At 36.2% G+C, this 8,782-nt stretch carries 14 protein-coding genes; 1 reads left to right on the top strand and 13 read right to left on the bottom strand.

Going from position 1 to position 8,782, the window contains the following annotated elements:
• On the top strand, window positions 1-745 hold a 745-nt coding region (locus QZN27_RS07110), incomplete at its 5' end, for an abortive infection family protein (RefSeq protein ID WP_296785671.1).
• Between the two features lie 155 nt (window positions 746-900).
• Here the strand turns inward: QZN27_RS07110 and QZN27_RS07105 are convergent.
• Genes QZN27_RS07105 through QZN27_RS07045 form a run of 13 tightly spaced genes read right to left on the bottom strand, consistent with a single transcriptional unit; the run spans window position 901 to window position 8,630 of the window.
• Window positions 901-1,167, bottom strand: a complete 267-nt coding sequence (locus QZN27_RS07105; RefSeq protein ID WP_296785669.1) for a winged helix DNA-binding protein — start codon at window positions 1,165-1,167, stop codon at window positions 901-903.
• Window positions 1,168-1,175: 8 nt separating this feature from the next.
• On the bottom strand, window positions 1,176-2,240 hold the full coding sequence (locus QZN27_RS07100) for a hypothetical protein (protein WP_296785667.1): 1,065 nt from the start codon (window positions 2,238-2,240) through the stop codon (window positions 1,176-1,178).
• Window positions 2,241-2,254: 14 nt separating this feature from the next.
• Window positions 2,255-3,418 carry a hypothetical protein gene (locus QZN27_RS07095; RefSeq protein ID WP_296785665.1) on the bottom strand — a complete coding sequence of 388 codons (1,164 nt, stop codon included), beginning with the start codon at window positions 3,416-3,418 and terminating at the stop codon, window positions 2,255-2,257.
• Window positions 3,419-3,423: 5 nt separating this feature from the next.
• Window positions 3,424-4,509, bottom strand: a complete 1,086-nt coding sequence (locus tag QZN27_RS07090) for a hypothetical protein (RefSeq protein WP_296785663.1) — start codon at window positions 4,507-4,509, stop codon at window positions 3,424-3,426.
• Between the two features lie 12 nt (window positions 4,510-4,521).
• Complete coding sequence (locus QZN27_RS07085; RefSeq protein ID WP_296785659.1) at window positions 4,522-5,382, bottom strand: hypothetical protein; 861 nt, start codon at window positions 5,380-5,382, stop codon at window positions 4,522-4,524.
• Between the two features lie 5 nt (window positions 5,383-5,387).
• Window positions 5,388-5,624, bottom strand: a complete 237-nt coding sequence (locus tag QZN27_RS07080; RefSeq protein ID WP_292852848.1) for a hypothetical protein — start codon at window positions 5,622-5,624, stop codon at window positions 5,388-5,390.
• A gap of 11 nt (window positions 5,625-5,635) precedes the next feature.
• Window positions 5,636-6,508, bottom strand: a complete 873-nt coding sequence (locus tag QZN27_RS07075; protein ID WP_292852851.1) for a hypothetical protein — start codon at window positions 6,506-6,508, stop codon at window positions 5,636-5,638.
• A gap of 21 nt (window positions 6,509-6,529) precedes the next feature.
• On the bottom strand, window positions 6,530-7,153 hold the full coding sequence (locus QZN27_RS07070) for a hypothetical protein (protein ID WP_296785647.1): 624 nt from the start codon (window positions 7,151-7,153) through the stop codon (window positions 6,530-6,532).
• A 5-nt stretch (window positions 7,154-7,158) separates the two neighbouring features.
• A complete protein-coding gene (locus QZN27_RS07065) occupies window positions 7,159-7,752 on the bottom strand; it encodes a hypothetical protein (RefSeq protein WP_296785637.1) in 594 nt (197 codons plus the stop codon).
• A complete protein-coding gene (locus tag QZN27_RS07060) occupies window positions 7,749-8,006 on the bottom strand; it encodes a hypothetical protein (RefSeq protein ID WP_296785635.1) in 258 nt (85 codons plus the stop codon). The genes QZN27_RS07065 and QZN27_RS07060 overlap by 4 nt, the downstream gene beginning before the upstream one ends.
• Window positions 8,007-8,030: 24 nt before the next feature.
• Complete coding sequence (locus QZN27_RS07055; protein ID WP_292852864.1) at window positions 8,031-8,282, bottom strand: hypothetical protein; 252 nt, start codon at window positions 8,280-8,282, stop codon at window positions 8,031-8,033.
• Window positions 8,272-8,442: a hypothetical protein gene (locus QZN27_RS07050; protein ID WP_156064653.1), complete on the bottom strand. Its 171-nt coding sequence runs from the start codon at window positions 8,440-8,442 to the stop codon at window positions 8,272-8,274. Before QZN27_RS07050 ends, QZN27_RS07055 begins: the two co-directional genes overlap by 11 nt.
• Window positions 8,439-8,630: a hypothetical protein gene (locus QZN27_RS07045; RefSeq protein ID WP_292852872.1), complete on the bottom strand. Its 192-nt coding sequence runs from the start codon at window positions 8,628-8,630 to the stop codon at window positions 8,439-8,441. Before QZN27_RS07045 ends, QZN27_RS07050 begins: the two co-directional genes overlap by 4 nt.
• Window positions 8,631-8,782 lie beyond the last annotated feature (152 nt).

Here is an 8,782-nt window from a genome sequence, read left to right as displayed (position 1 = left end):
ATTTAGTTTTTTTGAAAAATTATTTGAAATGGAAAGTGGATATGTATTAGATTTTAGTAATGGTACATTTAATAATTTTATTAGGGATTCAGTTGGGATTGATGTATATGATGATGGTTATTTAAGAAATGTTGAAAAAACTCAAGGCAGTTCCTCTAAAGCAAATATATTAAGATATTTTTGGCGATATGAATCAGATGAAGATATATTTAAGGTAGTTAGTGATTTAGTCGAATATTATGAAATAGTTTATTATGATTGTGATGATGAGTTATTGAATAAAGCAAAACTAATTTTAAACAATTATTCAAATAAAGTTATTGTCACTGATGAAATATCTTCTGAAAAAAGGATTATAGATTTAATTAAAGATATTAATAAGACTATTGCTGAAGGTAAGCCAATTTTTGCATTAGATAGGTTACATACATTACTTCAAAACATTTTAAGAAATTTATGTTGTTCTAATAATATTCCATTTGATAAATTTGATGGAATTGATAAACTTATGAAATATTATGTTAATTTTCTTAAAGAAAATAATTTTATTGAATCAGACATGTCTGAAACAATTTTTAAGCAATTAATTTCTTTATTATCAATTTTTAATAGTGTTAGAAATAATCAAACATATGCTCATGATAATGATGTTTTATCTTATAATGAAAGCATGTTAATATTTAAACAAGTAGTAAATATATTGGAATTTATTTCAGCTATTGATGATAATTTTAAACTTTACTAAATTAAATAAAAATCAGTAATTGTAACATTTAACAAAAAAACAAATAAATGTTGCAGATTGGTAGAAACTCTGTTATTTATTTTTAGTACAATGTTAACTTTAGCTGATAAAGTTATTATATGAAATTTTAGAATAATCCATATTGTTTATTTAATTTATTCTAAATTTCCAACTATATTCTCACCTTTATCTGTCAACCTATACAACCTGCCCTTCCTGGCTTCGGGATTAATGCACTCAACAAGTTCATGTTCCTTCAATTCCCTTAGAACTTTTGAAATATGATTTGTCCTAATCCCAGAATCCCTTGCAATGACACTTGGTATTTTAGGACTTTCCTCCAAAGATTTGATTGCCTTTGTCCTGTACTTTGAGATATTAACATAGCTGATTTCCGTTAACATTTCATCCGACAATTCCATACTATCACTTATGAACTTCTTACAAAATAAATTGTATCCTCATCATAGCTACTTAGCGCATCATATGCTGCTTGAGTCATAAAGCGGAATTTACCGAAAACTCCATAATCTACGCCCATATATACTGGACCTGTTGATTTTGCCAAATACATTTGTATTCCTCCAGAATGTTTTAAGGGTATTACAGAATATGGATCAAGTGATTCTGTATCCCATGAACTTCCGTTATATTCTTTAATGGCCATGACTGAGCTAGTAACAATAGCTACTCGATATCCTGCACTTACACCGGCAGGTAATGTATTCGTTGTTCTTATTTCATCGACTGGCAGTTTCCATCCTGCTTCCTCATCACTACCAACACCAGTATCACCTTTAGGCCCTGTTGCACCGGTATCCCCTGTTTCTCCTTTTATATTTCCTACATTTTCCCAAGCATTATCAAGCCAAACATAAAGGGAGCCGTTTACTAAATAGCTATCTCCATCATTACCGGTTGGATGTGCAGCTATTAGTTCCTCGTAAGTATTATACGAACCTTTAATAGTAGTACCAATACCAGCAGCTCCGGTGTCACCAGTTGCCCCGGTCGGTCCAGTATCTCCAGCAGGTCCTGTGTCTCCAGTATCTCCCTTAAGTCCTTGTTCTCCTTTCTCTCCAGTTGCTCCAGTCTCACCCTTGTCTCCTTTACTACCTTTCTCACCAGTATCTCCTTTATCACCTGTATCACCAGTGTCACCTTTCTCTCCTGTGTCTCCTTTATCACCTTTTGGTCCTTTTAAAGAACCTCCATTAATCCATTCATTGTTAACAGTATCCCAAATGTAAATGGTGCCGTTTACTAAATATGCATCAGTTGCTGTTCCTGTTGGATGAGCTTCTATTAATGCTTCATATGAAGGATAGCTTCCTTTTATTGTAGTTCCAAGACCAGTATCACCTGTGTCTCCTTTTGGCCCTGTAGGTCCTTGTGAGCCGGTTGCACCTGTATCTCCCTTATCACCTTTCGGGCCAGTGGCTCCTGTATCTCCCATAACTGGTCCGATTTCAATCCAATTTGTTGTCTCTGCCATAAATTATCACCTTATTAATTTCTTATCGGAGTTTTTATTTCAACATCTTTAACGATAAATTTACTTAATTCAGCACCCCATGAATGGGACAGGATTCCGAAGTGTAATGGTTTGGTTTTATCTACTTCAGAGTATGGATTATCAAATATGTATGATTTTAAGAAATTGACTGTTGATATTAATTCATTATTTTCATCATACACTTCCATCACATAATTTTCATCTTCAGGATTATTTGTGAATATTACGCCATACTCTGTATTCTTCTGAAGGGTTACAGATTTATCTGATATTGTATACATGTCTTCTTCAAAATCACCAATACCTAATATTCCTGGGTTTTCTCTGATTGCTCCAATGAATACTCCACCATATCCACTTGATTCAATACAGAAACCAAAGCCGCCAGAATCATTATATCCGTCTATTTTGAATTTGAATTTTATTTGCATAGGATCATTGTAGTAGACATCGCTTCCTTTTTTAACTAGTGCACCTACAAAAACTGGGTCTTCAAAGAATTTTGCCTCACCCGTTAAATAAAACTCTCCGGTATTGTCACTAGCTAATCCTACGTTTTTTGCACCATGTGCGTTAATGAAATTGCTTTCAAAATCGGAAGATATGTCTGCTATTGATTCATTTTCTGTAGTTTCCCAATAAGTTCCACATGAAGGTATTGGTTCTGACTTACAAGCTGAAGAATTGTAAGGGAGGAAGACTTCGACAAAATGATATTCATCTGAATCTTCTACCGGATGCATTGCAAAGCATGTGCCTACATCATTAACGACAGCCCCATTGGGTGTTAATGCTATTCTGTCTTTAACATTAACGTTTTTAATTCCACTAGCTAATTTTAATCTGAAGATATGTCCTAGGATTAAAATAGCTGTTTTTCTCTTTCCTCCAGTCATGGTAAGTGGATTGTTAACGGCAATGCCTAAGATTAAGCAGTCTTCATTATCTTCACAATATCTTCTCACATGAATTTTTCCTATTTCAGATTTGCTTGATAATGTTACAACATCTTCTGCGTGAATCTTTTGTCCGGAGTAATCATATCCTCTCATGTTCCCGTTTGGAAGTACATTAACGGTTTCGGTTATATCTCCCTCATCCAACAGGAAGGTTGTAATTTCTTTTTGATCTTCAAGTAAAACAGTTTTATCACTCATAATTATCACGCTTCATATGTCCATGGTTCTATTAATGTTTCTCTGAATCTTATTTTCCCACCGTAATCATATATCATGAATGCAGGAAAAACTGTATCCATATTAGCTATTGCTGAAGGTAGGGATGAACTTTCATAACTGTAATAGACTGTACCGTTCCAAGGATGTTCGATTGTGGCTTTAACATAACTGCCATCGTACCATAAATCGAATTTAAAAGCTCCGTTTATTGTTAATTGCCCGGATGTTCTATTTATTTCAGTTATTGTATGATTGGTTCCAGAATATTGCAATCCTTTTTTACCCGGATATGCTCCGAGTTCTAGAATCTTATTGTCACGGTAATGGCTTAATGTTTTAGAATTCAAAAGACATATCCCGCAAGCCCATCCACTTGATGATGAATACATTGGACTTACAATAGCTTGGAAGTGAATTCCTGTATCTGATAAGTCAATTCCATCAATTAAACTTGTTGGTATCATATATCCTGCTTGTGATGCTCCATATGTTTTTGAAACTTCAATACCATTGGCATAATCATAATCGTTATTGAATTCATCGACTTCATTAACATTAACGGTAGCGGATGTTGGATATTTAACTAATGTGTAATCATCCAGACTTACCTGCCAGCTATCCTGATATCTGAATGCAAAGACATCAATATCTGCTTCCATAGCTGTCCAATCATTGACCATGCCTCTTACATGCAGAGTATCTCCTGAATTTTCAGGTATATATTGACAGCTTGCATATCCGTTTAGAGATTTGCCTAGAAGATGAATTTCAGCACCTCCATTGACGCTTATGAAGAAATCCGCAACAGATCCGTCGGGCAGATTATTATCATCATCTGATTCCATAGATACTTTGAAGTTGATTGGTTGTCCTACAGATGCTTCAGTTGAATAGCTTCCGCTCTGTCCACCGTTTGTTGGATAAATTAAAAACCATGCTCTTCTGGCTAATGTGAATATATCATCAGTATTATAATATACGATTCCATGATTTTCCAATAATGTTTTTAAATTGTTTCTTATAGTAGTCAGTTTTGTATTTGTATCGATTACATTACTTGCAATTGACATTAACATTGCCTCCTATAGAATATTGAACCTGCATGGGGATGCGAAACATAACCTTGGAACATAAGACATTCTTCCAAGCCCCGTTCCATAACATACATTACCGAATACAAGATTTTCCACCTGATTAAAACCGGAAGGCAAATCAGAATAGTCAATGAAGTCATTCCATACAAATTTACCACTATCTTCCTTATACCAGTAGAGCCTCAGCCAATCATTATCTGGATCGTTTTGCATCAGCAATCTGAATTCAGTTGATGCTGAGGGATAGGTTCCATAATCCATTTTAACAATTGATGTTGGAGTGGTGCTGTTGTTGAATATTGCATATGCAGGACGATAGGTTCCTGAATCTAATGTGATTCCTATGAACAATCCGGAAAATGCAGTTTCTGCTGCTGGAGTAGTGTATGTAAATCCCACGCCTGAAAAAGCTCCATTGTTGAAGTTTTCCATATCTCTACCATACATGACTAAATCAAACTTATCTGTTGGTAAAACAGAACCTGTATTGAATTGACCCCATGCTACAGAAGTATTACTGGTTTTGGCCTTTGATAAGGATTGCAGATACCAGTAGTCATTATCATTATATGGTGTTGGATTGTATTGGTTCCAGGAATATACATCACATCCTGTAACTGCAACTCTAGTTCCAAGCTGGCCGTCCTTATACTCAGAATTTCTTTTTACAACAAAAGGAAGAGGATTGGACATGTCAGTGATTAATTTATTTATGGAATAGCTATCAGAATAAGTATCACCAATAGCCGTCCATTGATTCCTCAGTATTGCTCTTAAAGCAGTTAATCTATTGTTTAATTCCTGCTCATTTGTTAAAATACTTGAAAGGTCAGGAGGAGTAAATGGCATTCAGATCAGCTCCCCAATAATGTTAAATTACTTTGCTGTACAGAGGTTATTGTTCCAATTTGATTACTGAGGTTTTGAATAGCTGTTGCCACTGGTGCATTCTTGATTGCATTAGTGTTATCTGATGTATCTAATGTACTTGCAAGATTAACAGGACCAGTTGCCCCTGTAGCACCAGTTGCCCCTGTCGCTCCTGTATTTCCGGTATCACCTTTGATTCTTCCTACATTTACCCATCCCATCATTTATCACCTTATTGATAAACGTAAAGTTCTCCATCAACGAGATATGCATCTCCTGTTGTTCCGGTTGGATGAGCTGCAATTAAATCCGCATAACTTGGATAAGACCCTTTGATAATTGTGCTGTATCCTTGAGGCCCTCTATCACCGGTATCGCCTTTATCTCCTGTGTCACCTTTGGCTCCAGTTGCACCTGTATCTCCGGTTGCTCCAGTATTTCCAGTTTTTCCAGTGTCACCTTTATCGCCGGTATCACCTTTGGCTCCAGTATCTCCCTTATCACCTGTAACACCTTGCGGGCCAGTATCACCAGTGTCACCTTTCTCTCCTGTTGCACCGGTTGCTCCAGTATTTCCTGTATCTCCTTTGGCTCCTGTGTCTCCTTTAAGACCAGTTGCACCGGACATATCTGTAATGAAGCTGAAGCTATTTGCACCTTTCAGGTATAGCTTTGCATTATCTGGATCTTCAACAGTTGACTGAATAGCTACAAACATTCCTTCTGGAACATTGGCTGCATCCGCATTCATTGCAACTACAGTTTCATATGTTCTGTATATTGAAAATGGATCTCCAGTATCGCCGGTTGCGCCTGTCGCACCTGTGGCACCAGTAGCTCCTGTATCTCCAGTGTCACCTTTTTCTCCGGTAGCACCTGTTGCTCCCGTATCGCCCTTATCACCTGTGGCTCCGGTTGCTCCAGTTTTTCCAGTATCTCCTTTATCACCGGTATCGCCCTTGTCTCCTTTTTCACCGGTTAATCCGGCTAATTGTTCTGGTGTGAAGTCGGAGTATTCAAATGCTTTTCCAGTATCACCAGTATCTCCTTTATCACCAGTATCGCCTTTCGGCCCTTTTATCATACCAACGCTTTCCCATACCATGTATAAAACACCTCTATTAATTTAATCTCTATGCCAAACGAATAATTCCCCATCTACTAAGAATGCATCTCCTTCATTAGCAGTTGGATGCGCTGCTATTAATTCTTCAAGAGTATCATAAGACCCTAAGATAACAGTAGCAGCACCTGTATCTCCGGTGTCTCCTTTCTCTCCTTTACCTCCAAGACTTATTTGGAAACAATTGACATACATGTATTCATCCGAATCATTAACGGGATGAAATGCTATGAATTGACCTTCATTATCGACAGTAGCTCCAGATGATGTCAGTTTGATTCTATCACATGGTTTAACTGTTTGTGAGGATGAAAGTTTCAATCGGTAAAGTCCACCTAAGAGAAGGACTCTTCCTTTTCTATCTCCGTTTGTCATTACAACAGGTTCATTGACAAGGATGCCGACAGGGACTTCCGTGCCTGTGAATTTCTTTAAGCTTTCACTTCCTATTTGGGATTTTTCAGAAATACAAAGTATATCATCAACCATACATTTGTCGGAGTATTCAAATCCGAGATTACTACCCGTTGGAGTTATTACATCGTCGACTATTGTTTTAGTCCCGTCATCCAATAGGAATGTGGTAATCTCTTTTTGTTCTTCCAGTAAGACAATTGTATCAGTCATGTTTATCACATTAATATTTCGAATATATGATTTCCCTTAACATCTGGGTTGCATTTAACATTAAATCCATGTCCATTAGCTAGATTGCAGAAATATAAATCTTCAGACAATACTGTATCATTTGAATATGTTACGAATTTAAAATATGGATATGGAAGGTTACGGAAGATATCTACCTTGATTAATGCAATTCCAAGGCCGCCGCCTTTAACTTCAATTGGACGTGGCACTTCGTTGATCATTGTACTGCCTGTAATGCAGTTGTCATCGTTGAAGTCTTTTCCGAAAGTGTAGATTATTGTTTGATCTGATTTTGTTCTCTTGCGATAATACCATCCAAGAGCAATATCTGATCTGCATTCCAATAGCTTAACTAATGTGTCTGAAGGCAATTGGATGTCTGAATCTACCATTAACACATAATCATAGTTTCCGGCCATTGCATTTCTAGCTATTTGATTTCTTGCTTTAGCGCAATCATAACCTCTGACATAATCAAAATAGAGGTCACAGTCTTCAGGCCTTGTTAATCCGTATATGCTTTTGAAGCATTCTGGTTTGATGTTTTCAAATGTTGGAACTGCAATTAATATCCTCATTGTTCTTTCTCCAATTTTTCAATTCTCTCTTCCAAAGCATCCAAGTTAATCTGGTCTTCACGATCACATCTATACTCGTAAATGTCAATTAGTGCAACAATTACAATGGCTAATACAAATGGCAATAGTCCTTCGATTAAAGCATACTTTGTGGCGTTGGTCATGATGATGTTGATAGCTATCGCTGTTAAAACGGCGCTGGAAATTGTTTTGGTAAAGTTGCAAATAAATATCTTCTTTTTTATTTGGTTCATGATAACAATATCCTCCAAAGAAGCCTATTGTTTTTCAGGGTAACCCAAAACTCTTTTAGCTTTCTGTTTTGCGTCTTCAACATCTCCTTCGCCCCTTATCCTGCTTGCATAGTGGCTAGCTACACCTAATATTATCATAAGGATACAGTAAGGAATGGTATTCTCACTAATACCTAACGCTTCTGAATATAGCATGACGATTGGAATGACAGTGACTAGAAATGAAGTCAATATGTCAATGTCCTTTCTGTTTTTCTCTAAGAATTCATAAATCATTCTCGTTTACCTCCTCTTCATAATCTTTGTATGTATGGCTTAGAATAACACCATCAACGCAAATCTTTTCTTCAGTTCTGTAAACCTCTTCAGCGTTTTCTTCAATGTTTATCCAGGATTCGTATTCTTCCAACGTTTCAAAGTATTTAATGTATTTCATTGTGCCTCCCAAGTTATTGAGTAGTATAAGATTCCATCTTCGATTTTAAATGATATTATAGGTTTAACAGCGTAAGGATAACCACTATCGACATATCTAGTTCCATTCCAGTAAAACCAATGGCCTGTGGCCTGGTCAATGTATGGTCCTTTATTTTCAAGTGTTCCTACCAGTTTCCTTATTGTCATGTTATAACCTCACTTTAATATTATATATTTTATTATGTAATTTATTATATATTTTATTATCTATTTTATATAAGGTATATATCTTTGCCATCATCACAGCCATCCCATTCCATGTACAATTTGTTATCTTCCCAAACGAATCTGACATCATT

The organism is uncultured Methanobrevibacter sp., assembly GCF_900316895.1.
In the GTDB taxonomy this organism is placed as follows: domain Archaea; phylum Methanobacteriota; class Methanobacteria; order Methanobacteriales; family Methanobacteriaceae; genus Methanocatella.
This window is presented reverse-complemented; position numbering and strand designations above follow the sequence as displayed.